Source organism: Glutamicibacter sp. MCAF14 (assembly GCF_052114325.1).
Taxonomy (GTDB): domain Bacteria; phylum Actinomycetota; class Actinomycetes; order Actinomycetales; family Micrococcaceae; genus Glutamicibacter; species Glutamicibacter arilaitensis.
This window is the reverse complement of sequence record NZ_JBFREO010000013.1, coordinates 15690-33553: the sequence shown is the minus strand read 5'-3', so window position 1 is coordinate 33553 and position 17864 is coordinate 15690. Positions and strand designations below refer to the sequence as shown.

Annotated in this window: 16 protein-coding genes; 11 read left to right on the top strand and 5 right to left on the bottom strand. The window is 57.3% G+C overall.

The window, feature by feature from the left end; genetic code table 11:
* The 10 genes from AB4Y71_RS17015 to AB4Y71_RS16970 form a co-directional block, all read left to right on the top strand.
* Positions 1–340 (top strand): type IV secretory system conjugative DNA transfer family protein (locus AB4Y71_RS17015; RefSeq protein ID WP_441722322.1); only part of this gene is annotated, 340 nt, incomplete at its 5' end.
* Positions 341–743: 403 nt separating this feature from the next.
* Complete coding sequence (locus AB4Y71_RS17010) at positions 744–950, top strand: hypothetical protein (RefSeq protein WP_431494290.1); 207 nt, start codon at positions 744–746, stop codon at positions 948–950.
* 3 nt (positions 951–953) lie between these two features.
* Complete coding sequence (locus AB4Y71_RS17005) at positions 954–1790, top strand: type IV secretion system protein (protein WP_431494289.1); 837 nt, start codon at positions 954–956, stop codon at positions 1788–1790.
* Positions 1791–1792: 2 nt separating this feature from the next.
* Positions 1793–2347, top strand: a complete 555-nt coding sequence (locus AB4Y71_RS17000) for a PrgI family protein (protein ID WP_441722320.1) — start codon at positions 1793–1795, stop codon at positions 2345–2347.
* On the top strand, positions 2286–4724 hold the full coding sequence (locus tag AB4Y71_RS16995; RefSeq protein ID WP_441722317.1) for a VirB4-like conjugal transfer ATPase, CD1110 family: 2439 nt from the start codon (positions 2286–2288) through the stop codon (positions 4722–4724). Before AB4Y71_RS17000 ends, AB4Y71_RS16995 begins: the two co-directional genes overlap by 62 nt.
* A gap of 3 nt (positions 4725–4727) precedes the next feature.
* A complete protein-coding gene (locus AB4Y71_RS16990; protein WP_441722314.1) occupies positions 4728–6587 on the top strand; it encodes a transglycosylase SLT domain-containing protein in 1860 nt (619 codons plus the stop codon).
* Complete coding sequence (locus AB4Y71_RS16985) at positions 6584–7222, top strand: hypothetical protein (RefSeq protein WP_441722312.1); 639 nt, start codon at positions 6584–6586, stop codon at positions 7220–7222. Before AB4Y71_RS16990 ends, AB4Y71_RS16985 begins: the two co-directional genes overlap by 4 nt.
* Before the next feature lie 14 nt (positions 7223–7236).
* The gene (locus AB4Y71_RS16980; RefSeq protein WP_441722309.1) at positions 7237–8532 is read left to right on the top strand and encodes a chromosome partitioning protein ParA; all 1296 of its coding nucleotides are present in this window, start codon (positions 7237–7239) and stop codon (positions 8530–8532) included.
* Positions 8533–9064: 532 nt separating this feature from the next.
* Positions 9065–10450: a hypothetical protein gene (locus AB4Y71_RS16975; protein WP_441722307.1), complete on the top strand. Its 1386-nt coding sequence runs from the start codon at positions 9065–9067 to the stop codon at positions 10448–10450.
* A gap of 174 nt (positions 10451–10624) precedes the next feature.
* Positions 10625–10912: a hypothetical protein gene (locus tag AB4Y71_RS16970; protein WP_441722304.1), complete on the top strand. Its 288-nt coding sequence runs from the start codon at positions 10625–10627 to the stop codon at positions 10910–10912.
* An 11-nt stretch (positions 10913–10923) separates the two neighbouring features.
* On the opposite strand, the gene AB4Y71_RS16965 is transcribed toward AB4Y71_RS16970, so the two are convergent.
* On the bottom strand, positions 10924–11214 hold the full coding sequence (locus AB4Y71_RS16965) for a hypothetical protein (protein WP_441722301.1): 291 nt from the start codon (positions 11212–11214) through the stop codon (positions 10924–10926).
* 441 nt (positions 11215–11655) lie between these two features.
* On the opposite strand from AB4Y71_RS16965, the gene AB4Y71_RS16960 reads away from it, so the two are divergent.
* Positions 11656–11976, top strand: coding sequence for a hypothetical protein (locus AB4Y71_RS16960; RefSeq protein ID WP_441722298.1), 321 nt, complete (start codon positions 11656–11658; stop codon positions 11974–11976).
* Between the two features lie 190 nt (positions 11977–12166).
* On the opposite strand, the gene AB4Y71_RS16955 is transcribed toward AB4Y71_RS16960, so the two are convergent.
* The 4 genes from AB4Y71_RS16955 to AB4Y71_RS16940 form a co-directional block, all read right to left on the bottom strand.
* The gene (locus tag AB4Y71_RS16955; RefSeq protein ID WP_011113072.1) at positions 12167–13156 is read right to left on the bottom strand and encodes an IS481-like element IS5564 family transposase; all 990 of its coding nucleotides are present in this window, start codon (positions 13154–13156) and stop codon (positions 12167–12169) included.
* Positions 13156–14331 carry a chloramphenicol efflux MFS transporter Cmx gene (gene cmx, locus AB4Y71_RS16950; RefSeq protein ID WP_005297378.1) on the bottom strand — a complete coding sequence of 392 codons (1176 nt, stop codon included), beginning with the start codon at positions 14329–14331 and terminating at the stop codon, positions 13156–13158. The genes AB4Y71_RS16955 and cmx overlap by 1 nt, the downstream gene beginning before the upstream one ends.
* Positions 14332–14352: 21 nt before the next feature.
* Entirely contained in the window at positions 14353–14406 is a 54-nt protein-coding gene (locus AB4Y71_RS16945) for a chloramphenicol resistance leader peptide (protein ID WP_011113070.1), read from the bottom strand.
* Positions 14407–14856: 450 nt separating this feature from the next.
* Positions 14857–17742 (bottom strand): Tn3 family transposase, encoded by a 2886-nt coding sequence (locus tag AB4Y71_RS16940; RefSeq protein WP_001138082.1) that lies wholly within the window; start codon positions 17740–17742, stop codon positions 14857–14859.
* Positions 17743–17864 lie beyond the last annotated feature (122 nt).

Sequence of the window (17864 nt, the reverse complement as noted above, 5' to 3'; positions counted from 1 at the left end):
CGGAATCAGCGCAAGCATCGTGATGCAGTCCTATAGCCAGGGCAAAGCCCTGTTCAAGGATGAATGGGATGGCATCGTGGGTAACTGCGATACAACGCTGTTCCTGGGAACGAATGATCAGCAAACGGCCGAGTGGATGTCTAAGCGGTTGGGCAACGAGACCGTTATCTCCCAGGATAATTCCCGGAGCTACGGTGCAACAGGATCATGGACAAAGAGCGACCGGACGATGAAACGGCCGCTCATGGAGCCAGATGAAGTTGGCGGCCTCGCTGACGAACTAGCCATAGTCAAAATCCGTGGGCTGCACCCGTTTAAGTCTCGGAAGCTGGGCGTATAGATGCCCAGGCGTTACCGGCAGTAGAAGCTAAGCGTTCAAGAACTTCCGGTATATCTGGTACTAACTCGAAGTAAATTGGCTGCCCCCGGCGCGGTTGATCCGCTGGGGGTGTTGCCTTCACAATTTTCCCCCGTTCCAGGCTTTCCAGATCGAGAGATATGGTGCGGGGGTTTACCTCGCTGTATAGGGCTTTTAGCTCTGGTGCAGTGAACGGTTGTGGTAGCTGGCAAGCCAGCAAAAGTAGCTCGAATCGGCGTGGTGTTAGGTGTTCTAGAACCGCGCGTTCACGGTCGTTAAGTAGATGCTCGGTCACTGTCGCCGCCCATTAGTCGATTTTGTAGTCATATCCACACTCCCTATGATAGATTACGTAATAGTTCAAACTCCTTGAAAGGATTATCTCATGCCTCCACTACTCCAGTCAGTTCTAGACCTCATTTCGGGGTTCGCCATGCTTGGCGGCGGCTTGTGGCTTCTCTGGGGAGCTATCGTCCTCGGCGGTGGCCTCAAAGACCATAACGGCCCTCAGATTCAAACCGGCGTGTGGCAGGTTGTCGGCGGCGGCCTGATTCTTGCCGCCGCAGCGCTGTTCAAGACCCTCGCAATTTAAATCATGGATGACATTATCGTTTCAATGCTCAACACGATATCCAGCGCCGCCAGCGGGGGCGTAGGAAACGTGTTGCTGTCGCCAGCCGAATACCAACCAGCGATGTATAACGCGGCCGTGTTGATCCATAACACAGCGGTTAAGCCGGTCACGTCGATTGTGCTGGCCATCATTGCTTCGATGATGTTGGCCACCAACTCGACCAAGATCGAATCCGACCGCGAACTAGGTATCAAGATTGTTGCTGCAAGCATGTTCAAGGTGGCAATGGTACTGATGGTTTGCCAGAGTGCCATTGTCATCTTGGACGGCATTGCAGGTGTCGCGCAATGGATTGCAACCACCGCCAACAACGTATCGATAGGTGGCAGCGGGGAAACCATCAAATTGGGCGACCAGATGCGCAAAGACGTTGAAGACGCAGGAACCATGAACCAAGCAGGAATGGTGATGGTTCTTCTCATTCCATACGTGGTGTCTGCTTTCGGAACTGTCGTGGCAACAGTTCTCGTGTTCATGCGCTTCTTGCAGATGTACATCATGAACGCATTTGCCTCATTGCCTATCGCTTTCCTTTCTCATGAAGACACCAAGCAAATAGGCATCGGCTACCTGAAACGCTACGGCGTTGTAGCCATTACCGGCGCAGTGCTGGTTCTAGCCGTCAAGCTTTACCAGGCACTTATGAGCGGGTGGATTGCCAAAGAGATCAACTACGACGGAGATGCACTGGGCTTCGTCGCTGGGAACTTTGGAACCTTTATCATTGCTCCGCTTGTGCTGATATTCCTCCTATTCCAAGCCAACTCACTGGCCAAATCCGTTCTGGGTGAGGGCTAAACATGGCATTGGAAATGAAAGTCCATAAGGACATTGCAGCATACGAAGCAAAGCCCATGTTCGGCCTTACCTGGCGGCGTATCGGAGCCTTAGCCATCATGGTTTTTGGCGGTGGCGGGGTATTCGCAGTAGTGACAACAGCTGTGCTTATATCCAACGGGGGTAGCTGGGATCAATACCTAGCTGCCGGGGCGCTCAATAACCCGGACACGCAAGAATCTCTCAACGCTGCCACCACCGTGGGAATGTACGCCATGTTCCCCTTTATCGTTCCCGTAGCTTTCTGGGCGTGGTGGAGACCAATGGGGCTGACACCCGAGGTCTACATTCAGTACTTCTTCCGACATGCTCTTACCACGAAGGTCATTACCTATGAAGACACCTACCAACACACCAGCATCAAACGAAACTACCAATCCGTATCTGAACACGGACATGGCCAGCCTGCCAAGCGGTCGAAGCGACACCGGCAGCCGGAGTTCAAAGAAACGCGGCTTGCCAGGAGTCTTAGCGAGCATTCGCAAGAGCAAGGACGCAGAACCCGCCGAAGCCGGTAAACGCGCCGCTGCTGGCAAGACAGGCATCGACAATGCAGCCGCAAAAGGTGCGTTCAAAGCCGCACCGAAAAAAACCCGCGACGTACTGGGGTATCACACGATGCTCCCCAGCGGCGTGGCGTATCTAGGATCTGACGAATGGTCAATGACCCTCAAAATCTCGGATATCAACTACGTTTCTGCGGCGCAGAACGACCAAGAAGTCATCCTTGATAAGTGGGCACGATTTCTGAATTCGTTCGATGCAGGTTCGCGTATTCAGGAAACAGTGATCAACCGAGTTCTGGACGATGCAGACGTAGCACGCCTGGTACAGAAGGCTTACCGGGGCGACCAGTACGACGAGTACCGCGAAGACCACAACAAGATCGTACGCGGAAAGCTGGCCACCTCTAGCGGCAACACAGTGACCGAAAAGTATCTGACGATCACCGTCCAGGAACCTGACCAGCAGAAGGCAGAATCCACGCTGACACGCCTGGAACATGCCGTACAAGCTGAACTGCGGGGCATGAAGGACTGCAAGGCAACTAGGCTGACTCGCACCGAGCGATTGGCTGTAATGTCGCATATTCTGCGCCCCTACGAATTGTTTGCTTTCTCCGAAGAAGAATTTGCAGACCAGCCACGGCGAGCAACGCATGACTACATTGCTCCCTACGCCTTGGAAAATGCCGAACGCAGCGGCCCGGTAGTCTTCCGCAACGCGAGCGCTGACACCTACCACTCGGTGTTGTGGGTACGCGACTACCCGACCTGGCTCTCTGACCGGGTGATCACCGAGCTAACCGAAATCAAGTGCGATCTGACAGTGAGTTTGCATCTGGAAGCTTTCGAGCAGCTTGAAGGAAAAAGCTTGGTCGAACGCCAGATTGCGGAACTTGAAATGCAGAAGATTGCCGAAAGCAAGAAACTGCAGAAGCAAGGGCTAGGCGAGGAATACCTGCCGCAAACGCTCAAAGACAACCTCGAAGAAGCACGGGATCTCCGCAAGGAAATCTCGGATTCAAGCCAAAAAATCTTCTCGACAGTAATGGTTATCGGAATCTCCGCACCATCAGCAGAAGAACTAGACCAGAACATCAAGCGTGCGAAAAGAGCGCTGCGCAAACAGTCGGTTACTGCCGAGGAACTGCGCTACATGCAGTACGAGGGGATTACTACCCAGTTGCCTATTGGTCGGCGTGCCGTGCCCATGCGTCGAGCAATGACCAGCGCATCGGCAGCAATCCTCGTGCCATTCACGACCCAAGAACTTTTCATGCCAGGTGGCCACTGGTACGGCATTAACACTGATTCTTCCAACCCTGTGGTGGCTGACCGAACCAAGACCCCCAACGGCAACGGCTTCATCCTTGGTACATCTGGATCTGGCAAGGGCGTGTTCGCCAAATCCGAAATCACGGGAACCGTGATTGACCGGCCGAACGATGAAATCATCATCATTGACCCTGAACATGAATACGAACCACTGGCCACCGCCCTGGGCGGCGCGATTGTTCGCATCCATGCAGGTAGCGAAGACCGAGTGAACCCCTTCGACATTGAGTTCGAGGGAAATACCGAAGATGACCCGATCAAGGCCAAGAGCGAATTCGTGCTATCGATGCTTGAGACTCTTATCGGCGGCGCAGTCGGGCTAAGCCCAGAAGCGCGCTCGTTGATTGACCGGGTGACGATTGCCATGTACTCGAGGTATGAGAACGAATACCGCGAAGATCCGGCAACCGCCAACATGCCAACCCTGCATGATTTGCGCAATGGCCTGATGGGCAGCGAAGAAAACGATGGCAAGGCACTGGCACGAGCGCTGGAAATCTACACGGAGGGGTCACTCAGTGGATTCTCCAAGCCGACCAACGTTGATATTCAGAATCGTTTGATTGTCTGGGATATCTCCAAGCTGGGTAACCAGCTAAAGAGCTTTGGCATGATGGTTGTTCTCGATCAGATCTGGAACCGGGTAGTGCGCAACCGTTCCAAGGGAATCCGTACCTGGGTCTACATTGACGAGTTCCATATGCTTTTCAACGATGACCACACGGCAGAAGTCTTCCAGACCTTCTACGCTCGTGCGCGTAAATGGGGCATGTATCCAACCGGCATCACCCAGAACATCGAGTCAGTACTTAACAACGAGCACGCACGCATCATGCTGGCGAACTGCGATTTCCTGGCCATCCTTGGACAGAAAGAAACTGACGCAACGAGCCTGTGCGATCTGATGAATTTCAGCTCAGAACAGCGCAACAAGTTCGAGAATGTACGGGCTGGCCAAGGACTGCTTAAGAGCGGTGGCCATATTGTCGGATTCGACAGCATCATCCCAGAATCCTCCCTTCTCTACGGGCTGTACCAAACGACCTTCCAGGAGTAAGCCATGCGGAATCTGCGCCGCAAAGACAACGGTTCTGATGCCAGTCAGAAGTTGTCACGGCTCAACCTGAACACTAGGAATGAACGACTAGTCAACGGTGGCCGTGACAGCGACGCTGCACCGGCAAAAGGAGTGAAGGAAGCGCTCAGCGGCGCGGGGAAAAACGCGCGCAAAGCGGGATCCAGCGGAGCGCGCGCGGCTGGCGACTCGGCTAAAGCCACAGGCAATGCCGCGAAAGCTGGATTGCACGCCGGGAAATCCTCATTCCACACCACCCGTGCCGGTTCGCGGTTTGGGAAAGGTGCGGGAAGTGCGGGAAAGAACGCATATTCGCAGGCCACCAACGAAGAAGACAGCTATGACCAAGCCAGCGGCCTTCTGAAAAAGGCGCCAAAAACGCTAAAAAACGCCGCCCATTTACCCAAGAAATTCGGTGCTGCGGCCGGAGATATTAAAGCGGCAGTCCAGGAAACCGGGAAAGCTGCCCAAAGCACCAAGCGTGCTGCAGGAGATATGGCCAACGCTGGCAAGCGAGTCAAGGAAGCAGCACAAGAAGTCGGCAAAGGCGGCCGCAACTTGCGCACAGCCGGGGCAGCTGTTCGCCAACGCGCCAAGGCCAAGCAAGGGGCAGCAACGGCGCGGAAAACAGGCCAAGCGGCCACACAGGTAGGCTCGCAAATTAGCCGCGGATCTATGGCTATCTCACGAGCTACAGCCGCCGTTGCCCACGCTATCCGCGCGGCAGTAACAGCGGTCAGCGCCATCGCCAGTTCGTCTCCCGTGCTGCTTACTGTGGTGGCTATCGTGGCCATCGTGATTGTTGTAATCGCCACCATCGGCTGGTTCTTGCCAGGAGTAGAAGAAGAACGCAAAAGGCTGGAATCCCCGATTTCGTGTGACAACGGCATAAATGGCCAAGCAGTGTCAATCCCGGCCGAATACAAGGACGCCGTGGAGAAAGCAGCCAAGACCGCACAAATGCCAACTAGCCTCATTGCAGCCCAGATCCAGCAAGAATCCAACTGGAATCCAAAAGCTGTTTCACCCGTTGGCGCGCGAGGCATAGCCCAGTTCATGCCCGGCACTTGGGAACAGTACGGCAACGGCAAAGACCCATTCGATGGGCAAGCTGGAATCGACGCTCAAGGCCGATACATGGCCGATATTCGTGAAATGGTGAGCTACCTCAGCGACAACGAAGAAGAAATCTTGAAGCTCAGTCTCGCCGGGTACAACGCTGGACCGGGTGCAGTACAGCACTACGCCGGAATCCCGCCATTTCCTGAAACCGTCGATTACGTCAAGATCATCATGTCCGCAGCCAAGGTGCAGTGCGAAAACCCATTGCCTATGCCACTTGAACTCGGCCCAGGCGAATGGACAAACCCCATGCCTGGAAGCCGCCTTACATCTGACTATGGCCCTCGGCCATGTCCGCTCGTGTCCTGTGCGGGAATGCCGTTCCTTCTATTCCACGAAGGCATCGACCTGGCAGGAGGAATCAGCAAATTCTTCTATGCACCCACGGAGATGAAAATTACCTATGTTGGCAAAGGAACATCAGATCCTCTCTGGGATTCATATGGTGAATACATCTACGCAGTGCAAGTTGAAGAACCACATCTGGTCTTTGAGTTCCACGAAGCGGCAGCAGGAAGCCTGACAGTCAACAGCAGCAACGTTGGCGACGTAGTGCCAGCAGGTACGCCACTAGGCCAGCCAGGAGCTACAGGCAATAGCAGCGGCCGCCATCTACATTTCCAGATCAACAAGCCAGGAACAGACGTTTCCGGGCCGACAATACAAAATGGCAAGAGTATCGACCCACTTCCATATCTTGAAGCGAAAGGCATAACCCCATGATTGATAAGAAGAAGCTCATAATATTCGGCGCATTGGCAGCTGTCATCGTTGCGGCAATCATCGGCGGCATTGTCTGGGCTGCCAACAACTCAGAACCAGCAGCTGAACCAACAACTGCCCCGACTGCCAATGAGCCGAGCCAGTCAGCTACCCCAACACCATCGATCACGCCCAGCCCCAGTGATGGAAAATTCGATGGGCTGATGTCATTCGACAAAGACCGTGAGCAAGCGGCATCAAATGCGGCGGTCGCGGCCGCTAAATGGAGCAGCCCAGTTTCAGATGAAGCAAGGCAGCAAGGATATCTGAGCGCAGAATTTTCACCTGAACTGGCCAAGTCATTTGCACCAGTATGGGCAGACATTTACGACCCCGAACAAGTTACTTCGCTAACCGTGGAAGCTAACGCCGAACGGGTGTGGCTCAACGATGCTACCGGCGAAGAAAGCAAGCACACCTACCGTGTAGGCGTGCTTGTCAATTACAACGTGGACTGGATGCTGCGTAGCGGTGGAGCATCCGGCCAACCCGAGGCACAGGCTACCTGGTGGGTAACGATGGATGAAAAGAGCGGCAAAGTCACCAAGATTGACCAGCCGACCAAGAGCGAACTCAACATAGATCTCAGCAAGTAAAGGGAGCGATCAGCATGTCAATTCACGCACAAACCGAAAAGGATGGCTCGGCGCTCATCACCATTGACGGCCGCAGCCAGAAGATCAAAGGCAAGAGCCTGGAAGATGCACGGATGATAATCCGCGATGTTGCCCTAAACCATGCTGCACGCCTGGATAAGCCCGTGACCTTCACTTCCGTTGACCCTAGCGGCGAGTTCACTATGCTGATCCACCCAAATGGCCATATGGAAGAAGCAACCGAAGAATCTGTTGAACAGGTAGTAGCCGGCCAGGAAGTCGAGGCCATTGAAAAGGCCGAGCCAGCAGCCCCCGCCCCCAAGGTAAAAGAGGAACCAGTGAGCGCACCGGCCAAGGAAACACCGAAGGACGAAGACACCTACCCGTCACGGCGTAGCCTCCGGGAAACGTCATTCCTCACGAATGATGACCCTATTGCCCCCGCGACAAAGGGCGTGCGTTCCTGGTTCAAATTCCTGGGCATCCGGCCGCAGCCTTCGGCTGCTGAACTCTCGGAACGGGAAGACATTCAAGCCGTGTCTCAGCATTGGCCAGGTATCCGCACCATCGCCGTAGCCAATCGAAAGGGCGGCAGCAACAAAACTCCAACCGTAGCGTGCCTTGCGGCGGTATACGCCAGGTATGGCGGCGGCGGGGTGCTCGCATGGGATAACAATGAAAACCAAGGAACTCTAGGCTGGCGAACAGAGCAAGGCACGCACGGAGCCAGCGTGCTTGATGTACTCCGAGATCAAGAACTTCTCATGTCTCCAACGGCTACGCAAGGCCTCATGGCCGGATACGTACACCACCAGACCGAAGACAAATACGATGTTCTGCGATCCGACGAGAACGACGAAGGCGATCACGAGATCCAGGCCTCCGAAGTCCACGAAGCCCACGCAGTAGCATCACGCTACTTCCGCATGATCGTAATGGACTCAGGCAACACCGCACGAGCTGCCAACTGGCGCGCAATGATGGAACATACCGACCAGCTGGTCATTCCAACTACCACCATGGAAGACCGCGCCGAAGCTGCGCGGCTGACCCTCCAAACTCTTGCAGCGCGTGACGAACACGGGGAGAAGTTGGCTAGGGAAGCCGTGGTGATTATTTCCCAATGGAAGGCAGAAGACCGCACCGAGGCGCAGCGTATTGCCAAGCTCTTTGAGCCACTGGTTCGTGCTGTCGTGATTGTTCCCTACGACCCGGCATTGAAAGCCGGACGTATCCGTTACGAGGCGCTGCGCCCAGCTACACAGCGCGCGTGGCTCGCTGCGGCCGCTGCGGTAGCCAGAGGCTTATAGAAAAAGCTGTGGCGCGTTCAAGAAACGCGCCACAGCTTTTTTGCGACACACAGGCCAAAGACTTCACAGTTGTATGCATACCGTATAGGTTGGAAACATGAGAACGCGCAGAGAAGATAACGCGCCAACGGTGCTTCTACAGGGCCGTGTGGCACCTGAGAGCCGGGAGGCGGTCACTCGCGCGGCCAAAACTAGCCGAATGAGCGCAGCGCGGTATCTCGATAGCTTGATTACTGTTCTCAGGGAAGATGGGAACGGCGAGCTGCCGGATCTGTCTTATTTGCTTGACGTGGATAAACAGGAGCAGCTGCCAGTGGATAAGCCTTAAAAGAAAAAGGCCACGCAGTGCGCGGCCTTTTCTAAGAATTCGAATCTGATCTGCCATAACTTTGGCGAGTACCGCAGACCAGATTGACCAGAAGCTTCCGGTTACCAAGCCGGACGCTCCCCTTTCTTTACCCTCTTACAGGAAAGACGTTATATGTCTATAGTAGCGTCCGCGCGCGACAAAACAACTGTAGAAACCCTAGATATGCGTGAAAGTCACGCGAATATCCTCACACCTGCACCTCGCTGCACGCGTCCTAAAGACGGCCGAGTAGCCGCAATCCTGGCTCACACGGCCAAAGGCCACCGCCCATTCGCCAAGGCAGAAACACCCGAAGGGTTCACCACCAAGGGCAAGACGCAGTTCAACGCGGCCAAAGAAGCAATGGCCACCAAGCACGCTCACACCGCTGCCCCGGTACGCATCCGGCGTGTCTCACGCGCCCAGGAAACCTCCGACCGAGCCATAGCCTGGGCAATCCCCACCGGCAGCAAGAAGATCGACCACACCGCCCAAGCATGGCGCGCCACCCGATCCCTCGACGAGCTACTGGCACGCCGTGCCGACTGCAAACGAAACATCCTGGCCGTGCTCTGGGTCCTCCTGCGCTACACCGACCACGACAGCATGACGGTGCGCATCACCTGGGATACCGTGGCCACCAAAGCCCGCGTATCCCGCGCCACCGTAGGCAACGCGCTGCGTTTCCTGCGCACCCACGGAATCCTCGGCATCGTCGCCTCCGGCCGCAGCGCCGAATACGCCGCCAAAGCTGGCCAGCAAGCACAAAACGAAGCCCCGGTATACGTCGTTTGCCGCCCTATCGGGCTAGGCTTGCGCCCCCAGGACGCCGAAGATACCACCGCTACCCGGCCAGCCCAGCAAACCCCAAACCGCGCGGCCTGTGGAAATAACTTAGAACCCCTCCCCGTAGGGGGGTTAACCACTTACGAAGTAAGTTCCTACACGCGCACGCGCGAAGAAAACACTCACAATGAGCCGCTACGCGGCACTGAAAAACTTTTTGGGCACGGCTCCGCCGTGCGAACTCACCAAACCGGGCATCGACCAGTTGAGCTGTGGCCAGCTCACAGAACGATCAGCTCTAGAGGACAGGGGCTATCGGCTGCCGCTGAAATCTTGCGTCGGATGCCAGATTTTGCCCGTTTTTCCAAGAAAAATATCCTCCACATCGCCAAGCCATTCTTCGATGCCGGATGGACAATCTCAGATTTCCAGCACGCCTTGGAATGGCGAACCACACCAGGCCTGCACGGCAAGGAATCCTGGGGAGCACTCCCCCAGCACAACCATGAAACTCAGTCCTACATCGACTACTGCCGCATCCTGCGCGCAGCGATCCTGCACCGGCTCAACCAGTGGCGTACCGCCACCGGCGAAATCATGCTCAGCCGCTCCCAGCGCGCAGCAGCCGCCAGCAACCAGGCACGCGCAGCAGCACGAGCCGCAGCCGAACGCCACGCCCAGCAGGCCGCCCAACGCCCACAACTGCGCACCACAGCCTCCCGAGGTGCGGCGGCCGCACGAGCCGCCCTGGCAGCTGCACGCCGAGCCGGATCATGTTCCTAGCCTCCTGCCCACATGGGCACGAAAAAAGCCCTCCCGCTCCGCTGCTTTTTTCGCACACATGCTGGACAGCAGGAACCAATCGACCACCCGCACACAAGCCACACGTTTAGTACTCGAGTTAGCACACGACATGCGAGCATGGCATGTGCACGGATCTCTGAGAAAGCAGCACTCATGACACAAAACCCAGAACAAGCAACGCACCATCTAACCCAGGCGCGCGCAGCAATAATCTTTGGACTTATCTACCTGGTATTTCTTTTCATCACACCAGGACGTGACGGCTGGATCTACACCAGCGCCGCAGGAACAATCCTCGTGATGGGCGCGGCCGCGCGCGGCCACTACCGATTCAGCCAAGAAAACCAACCACAAACAACCGAACTACGTTGGTTGTATGCAGCAGTCATGCTCGGATTCTTAGTAGCTTTTGCCGCCGCGATAGGTCGAAATATCACCTAGATCTTACAAACTTATGCCACCTCGCGCACAGACCAGGAATCAATGCGTGGATGCTCCACCAGCTCCCAGGTCAAAATATCCGACCTCGGATTAGCGCCTAACCGTACTTGCACCAGCCATACGGCATAGTCAATTCTGTCGGCAGCACCCTTCCTGACCTTGAAGGTCAGGTCTTCCCACCAATTGACCCGCTCAAAATGGCAGGTCGGCTCCACCACGACTTGCCAGACACGGCCGCCACGTCGGATCTTCCAGGGCGCACCGGCTGCCGTAAAACTAACGTCTACAAATTCCTCTGGCATAACGTGCCAAGGCTACGCCCTGACACTGACAAAAAGATCCGCTGTATTTACGTTCTGCCCTTCGCCTAACTGTGGAGTCTCGCCCCTGATGCTCCATCATTGCCGGAACGGTATTCCGCGCAAGGGCTGCGCCCCGGCTCCCCCGAAAATTTTTTGTCTTCGTCGCAAGCTCCTTGCAAAAATTTTTCTCCTCCACCGCCCTACGGGTTGACTCTGCATACCTTCACCGGCACTGCTCCGCTTATCAGGAACGAGCCACCAACCTGCGCCAGCTTTCGCAATCGGCACGATATAAAGGACTAACTAGACATACTAGAAATTCCGAGATTACAGCAAATAGGCTCTAGTCACCTTGTGTTTAATGACCAACTAGACTAGAATTAAAGTATCAACACGGAAACCACGCTGGACTAACCACCAGCCAACCACAAGGAGCACAATATGAGCTGCCAATACGATTCAATTACCCTGGAACACCTCGGCATTCACGTAGACCAAATCTGCGAAGAACGAGTCACTGAAATCATCTATGAGATCGCAGAAGCCTTCCGCTTGCCGGTGCAAGTCCTAACCAGTGACGAAGTGAAAGAAGCCGCCGAAGAAACCTATCTCGGCATTCACCCAGACCACCGCGAAACACTCTTGCACTTCACGATGGAAGACCTCGCAAAATGCGGCATCGTGGACGCGGAACCTAACAGCATTTCCGACATAATGCAGAACGTGGCCGCGCGTCACCAGCTGGCCACCATCGAAGACTAGCTCAAAGCCCCTCCCAGCCTAGAAGCCGGGAGGGGCTTTTCTTACCCAAAAGGAACATCTCTGACTTGTATTTAATGACCAACTAGACTAGAATTAAAGTATCAACACGGAAACCTCGCTGGACTAACCACCAGCCAACCGCAAGGAGCACCAAATGAATGTTGCAGACACTATCCGACAGCAGGTAGGACTAGGTGTGATGTCCAGGGACGTTGTTGAGTCGGTCGAAGGGTACGCCGCCAATCGCAGAGTGGTGTCGGTGGTGGTTGTAGAAGTGGAGCCAGCCGGGCAGCGCCAGGCGTCGTTCGGCCTCTGAACCGTAAAACCTGGCATAGGCCCAGCCGTCCCCGAGCGTGCGGTGGAATCGCTCGATCTTCCCGTTCGTCTGCGGCCGGTAGGGGCGTGTCCGCTTGTGTCGGATGCCGAGCCGAGCGCAGAAGTCCCTCCATGCGTGGGATCTGTATGCCGACCCGTTGTCGGATAGGACTCGCTCGACGGTCACGCCTCGTTCGGCGAACCAGGCCACGGCGCGTTCGAGAACTCCCACCGCTGTGCTCGCCTGCTCATCCGACCAGATTTCTGCGTATGCGACGCGGGAGTGGTCGTCGATGACTGTGTGAACGAACGCCGTCCCGGTGCGCGGCTTGTGATCTTTTCCTCGTGGTAATCCCGGAGTCGCGAGCTTGTTCCGTGCGCCTTGCTGCCGACCTACGTAACGATGTCCACCGCCGTCGGGGATGTTGCCGAACTTCGTGACATCGACATGAATCAACGATCCCGGATGAGGATGCTCATATCGCCGCAATGGCTCGCCAGTGACACGATCGATATGCGAGAGGCGGTTCACGCGGCAACGGACGAGGACCGCGTGAACAGTCGACGTCGAGAGACCAAGTCGCGCAGCGATCTGGGCTGGCCCCAGTCGAAGCCGCCAGCGCAGGTTGATGATCTTCTTCTTGACATGCTCGGGCGTCCTGCCTGGGATCCGGTGCGGCTTGCTGGAGCGATCCTGCATCCCAAACTCACCCTCTTCCCGGTAGCGGCCTGCCCATTTCCGGGCAGTGATCGGGGAGACCATGAACATCTTTGCGGCGATCGTGGCCGGATAGCCGTCTTCGACAATCAGCCGAGCTAACCGGAGACGGGCACGAGGAGTGAGAAGAGCGTTCGGATGGGTCATCAATTGGCCTCCGCCGCGGTCTTCGTAAGCGCGCGTCTGGTGAGAAGCATGATGACGAGAGCGATCGCTGTCAGCACCGAAGCGACCCAAACCGGCGCGAGCAGCCCCAGCCCGGTCGCGAGCCCGAGCGCACCAAGCACGGGCCCCGCTGCAGCTCCGATATTCAATGCTGCGGTTGCGTACGAACCGCCCATCGTTGGCGCACCCGATGCTGCATACAGCACACGCGTGATCAGAGTACTGCCGACGCCGAACGACAGGAATCCCTGAACGAGGACGAGGACGATAAGCGCAACGGGATGAGATGCGACCACTGCCAACACGATCCAGCCTGTCAGCAATAGCGGTCCGCCGACTGCGAGCACGAGGCCAGGTCGTTGATCTGATAGTCGTCCTGCGATCGTGACGCCAAGGAACGATCCGATGCCGAACATCACCAGCGCGACGGACACCCACGCTTCGGCCAAGCCCGCGGTCTCGGTCACGATGGGTGCCAGGAAGGTGAATGCCGCAAAGGTCCCTCCGTTGATCAGCGCTCCGAGTGCCATGGCCAGGATGAGCCGCGGCGTCGCCAACTGGCTGAGCTCGACACGGAGCCTTGGTGAGGTCGCGCTAGTCTCGCTCCGACCAACATTGTTCGTGACGCCACGAATGACTCCAACGGCCGCGGGAATACAGAGGATGGCGATCGCCCAGAACGTCGTTCGCCAGCCCAGCGCTGTGCCGAGCAGTGCCCCGGCGGGGACGCCCACGACGGTTGCGATCGTCGTGCCGGAGAGCAGGATCGACAGTGCACGCCCCTTCTGGTTCGCTGGCACGAGGGTAGTGGCCGTGCTCAGTGCTACGGCGAGGAATCCTGCGTTTGCGAGAGCGCTGAGCACCCGGGTGATGAGCAGGAGAGAGAACACTGGTGTCATCGCTCCGATGACGTGGCTTCCCGCGAACACGAGAAGGCAAACGATCAATGTGAGCCGCGGTGGCCAACGGCGAGCGAATGCCGCCATCACTGGCGCGCCGACGACCATACCGACTGCGAATGCGGAGGTCAGCAGGCCCGCAGTGCCGACCGAGACGTCAAGTTCGGTCGCGATCGCGGGGAGCAATCCCGCGAGCATGAATTCTGAAGTGCCCATGACGAAGACCGCCAGGGCAAGCATGTAGAGGGCAAAAGGCATCGAGTACTCCGAGGTGTGAGATCAAGAAATGGTTCTTCTTGTCACCACGGCCAGCGCCCCGGGTACGCCAGACATACGCCCACACAGATCGTGGGCGTCGTAACTAGTGGTTCAAGGGGCTGGCGGTGTGACCGACAACCCCTGACCTGTCTGATTCGGGACTCGACATGCCCCAAACTCTAACATGCCTTCAATGGCAAGCGGTCTGGACAGATACTTCTTGAATCGGCACGGTGTCATTACGGGCGGGGGCCAGAACAACGTCCCTGGACATCACAACTAGGCATCTTCATGAGCCTAGGAGCGCACGAGTTCGCAAGGCTAACCAGCGAAGGCCGCGAAATCGGACTAACCTTCAAGGCTCGAATCCTCCCCTTCACCAAGGCCGGTACGCGCTCACCACGGCCGCGAATCATGCGAGTGACCGTAGAACTCAATCACCTGGATTACTACGACGTGCGAGTTCTCTACACAGCCCGTGGCCAGCTCATTGGGGTCGTTTGCGGGAGGGGGCGGAATCCTACGCTAAGGCTTTGGCCAGCGATATTCTCCGGTGAGATTGATGTGTTCCCATCCGAGCGGCGAAACATGGGCCAAGAGATCGGGCGATAGCAGCTTTCCATCGCGTTTCTGGTTTGCAACGACCTCGCCGAGCTTCATGGTGTTCCAGAAGATGATGATGGCGGCGAGCAGATTCATGCCGGCGATGCGGTAATGCTGGCCTTCGGCGGAACGGTCGCGGATTTCACCGCGGCGGTGGAAGCTGATTGCCCGCTTCAGCGCATGATGAGCTTCGCCTTTGTTGAGCCCGATCTGGGCACGCCGTTGGAGTTCGGCATCCAGAATCCAGTCGATCATGAACAGGGTGCGCTCGACGCGACCGACTTCCCGCAGGGCTGTCGCGAGCTCGTTCTGCCGCGGATAGGAGGCGAGTTTCCGCAGAATCTGGCTTGGCGCGACGGTCCCGGCAGCAATGGTGGCGGCGATGCGCAGGATGTCGGGCCAATTGCGCTCGATCATGGCTTGGTTGACCTTTCCGCCGATCAACGCTCGCAGGTGCGCCGGGGCGGCCGACGGATTGAACGCGTAGAGCCGTTTGGATGGCAGGTCGCGGATGCGCGGAGCGAACCGGTAGCCGAGAATGGCACATGCGGCAAAGACGTGATCGGTGAAGCCGCCCGTGTCGGTGAACTGCTCGCGGATATGGCGTCCAGCATCGTTCATCAGCAGGCCATCGAGGATGTAAGGCGCTTCGCTTGCCGTTGCAGGAATCACCTGGGTTGCGAACGGCGCATATTGGTCGGAGACGTGGCTATAGGCTTTCAGGCCCGGGGTATTGCCATATTTCGCGTTGACCAGGTTCATGGCCTCACCTTGCTCTGTAGCGACGAAGAACTGTCCGTCGCTCGAAGCCGACGTGCCCATGCCCCAGAACCGGGCCATGGGTAACGCTGCCTGTGCCTCGACCACCATGGCCAGCGCCCGGTCATAGGCTTCGCCCTCGACATGCCACCGTCCAATGCGGATCAATTCCCAGAAGGTGTGGGTGTTTGTCGCATCCGCCATTTTGCGCAAGCCGAGGTTGATCCCTTCCGCCAAGATAACGTTCATTAGCCCGATCCGGTCAGCGCAGGGTGCTCCTGTGCGCAGATGGGTGAACGCTTCGGTGAAGCCGGTCGCCGCATCCACCTCCAGCAGGAGATCGGTGATGCGCGTGGGCGGGATCTGCTTGTAGAGATCGAGCACCAGATCTTCGGCGCCTGTCGGCGCGGCGGCTTCGAGTTTCTCGATATGCAGAACGCCGTTTTCAATCGACCCGCCCGGGATCGTGCCTGCGCGAGCGGCACGGCCAAGCTCGCGCAACCGCATGTCGAGGCGAGCTTGCCGGTCTGCCAGCCATTCCTCCGGCCGCAATGGCACAGCGAGACGACCGCCTTCCGCGATGGATTGTGCCGGAACGAGTGCGTGTTTCAGATCGCCATAGCGCCGGGACCTAGTAAGCCAGACATCTCCGGAGCGGAACGCATCGCGCAGATGGAACAGCACCGCGATCTCCCATAGGCGAGCGTCGCCAGCCCTCTGGGCCCGAAGGTGGCGATGCCATTTCGAGCTGGGCCGCAAGAAGCTGGTCATCGCGGCATCGTTCAAACCGGTACGAAGGGCCGTCACCGCTTCCAGAAGCGGCAGTGCAACGGGCGCAGCTCGCAGATCGAGCAGGCGCAACATGCGTGGAGCGTATCGGCGGAAGCGGTGATAACCGTCGAGCACATGATTGAGCGGATCGTCGGCCATGGTGGCGGTCAGCCTGGTTGCCATTGCAACAAGGGTTTTTAAGCCGTCCCACCCTGACCCACTCGCGATGACATCGCCCAGCGGCTGGCCATCATCCTGTGCATCGACCAGGGCGCCCCCGATCTCGGCGAAGGATTTCAGGGTGTCACGCACCACCCCCGCTTCGTCTGCGACCTTTGCATGGCAAATACGCTCCGAAGCACGGTAGAGACGGCCGACGATCCGGTCGTGGGTTTCGACCACTGCGTCGGCCAACATCGCCTGCCATTCCGAGACGCAAACAGCCAAGATCGCAAGCCGCCTGTCCTCCGGGAGATCGCGCATGCCGTCGGCATAATACCGTTCACCCTGCCTGCGCAGACGAGTCACCCGATGGGCAGGAACGCCGGCAAGCAGATCCTCGGGGAGATCGATGCGTTGCAGATATTCGAGCCGGTCGAGCAGCCGGTTGGCCGACGAAGAGTTCGAGCCAGGCTCGAACTGGCGCAGCCACACAAAACGGGTCACCCGATCATCAGCCGTCTCCTCGAGCAATGCCAGCAACTGTTCTCGGATCGACATAGGCAGCCGACTGGCGATCCTCGTCTCGATGCGTCGCTCGGCATCGACGAGAGCCGCGGCACAAAGCCGCTCGATCGTGGATGTCGCGGGAAGGACAGTGCGGGTGCGTCGGCACTCGGCTACGAAGCGACGGGCGATATCCTCGTTCGACACCGCCATCTCGGCTTCTCGGAACAACCATTCCTTCAGCTCGCTCGCACCACGTCCGGAGAAGGTGCGGAAGCCGTAGAGCCCCCGTAACTCGGCAAGATGCTCGTGCCGTGTTTCCTCGCGGGCAGCATAGTCTACGAGATCGTCGGCACCCAGGCCAAGCTGCGCTCCGATAAATTCGATGACCTCTGCAGGGATCAGTTCGCCTGGAGCCAGCACCCGGCCGGGATAGCGCAGGACACACAATTGCAGGGCGAAGCCGAACCTGTTGTGAGCGCGCCGACGCAGCCTGATATGCCCAAGGTCTTCATCACTCAGCGTATAGTGCTTGAGCAAATCCGTCTGTGAAGTCGGCAAGCGCAACAGCGCGTCTTTCTGCCGATCGGTTAGAGTGACGCGACGCGGCATACATGTTCCTTTTTCAAAATCTGATAGCGTTCAAGACGCTTTGTTTATGAAGCTGGTTGAGATACATTTCCAGAGGTCAATGCAATCGTGGCCGAAGCGCCGCCTCAAACCAACGTTTGTGA

Coding starts and splice junctions, on each gene's coding strand:
- AB4Y71_RS16980 (WP_441722309.1), top strand. CDS start 7,237: ATGTCAATTCACGCACAAACCGAAAAGGATGGCTCGGCGCTCATCACC.
- AB4Y71_RS16990 (WP_441722314.1), top strand. CDS start 4,728: ATGCGGAATCTGCGCCGCAAAGACAACGGTTCTGATGCCAGTCAGAAG.
- AB4Y71_RS16955 (WP_011113072.1), bottom strand. CDS start 13,156: ATGACCCATCCGAACGCTCTTCTCACTCCTCGTGCCCGTCTCCGGTTA.
- AB4Y71_RS16965 (WP_441722301.1), bottom strand. CDS start 11,214: ATGCCAGAGGAATTTGTAGACGTTAGTTTTACGGCAGCCGGTGCGCCC.
- AB4Y71_RS16940 (WP_001138082.1), bottom strand. CDS start 17,742: ATGCCGCGTCGCGTCACTCTAACCGATCGGCAGAAAGACGCGCTGTTG.
- AB4Y71_RS17005 (WP_431494289.1), top strand. CDS start 954: ATGGATGACATTATCGTTTCAATGCTCAACACGATATCCAGCGCCGCC.
- AB4Y71_RS16985 (WP_441722312.1), top strand. CDS start 6,584: ATGATTGATAAGAAGAAGCTCATAATATTCGGCGCATTGGCAGCTGTC.
- AB4Y71_RS16970 (WP_441722304.1), top strand. CDS start 10,625: ATGACACAAAACCCAGAACAAGCAACGCACCATCTAACCCAGGCGCGC.
- AB4Y71_RS16960 (WP_441722298.1), top strand. CDS start 11,656: ATGAGCTGCCAATACGATTCAATTACCCTGGAACACCTCGGCATTCAC.
- AB4Y71_RS17010 (WP_431494290.1), top strand. CDS start 744: ATGCCTCCACTACTCCAGTCAGTTCTAGACCTCATTTCGGGGTTCGCC.
- AB4Y71_RS17000 (WP_441722320.1), top strand. CDS start 1,793: ATGGCATTGGAAATGAAAGTCCATAAGGACATTGCAGCATACGAAGCA.
- AB4Y71_RS16975 (WP_441722307.1), top strand. CDS start 9,065: ATGCGTGAAAGTCACGCGAATATCCTCACACCTGCACCTCGCTGCACG.
- cmx (WP_005297378.1), bottom strand. CDS start 14,331: ATGCCTTTTGCCCTCTACATGCTTGCCCTGGCGGTCTTCGTCATGGGC.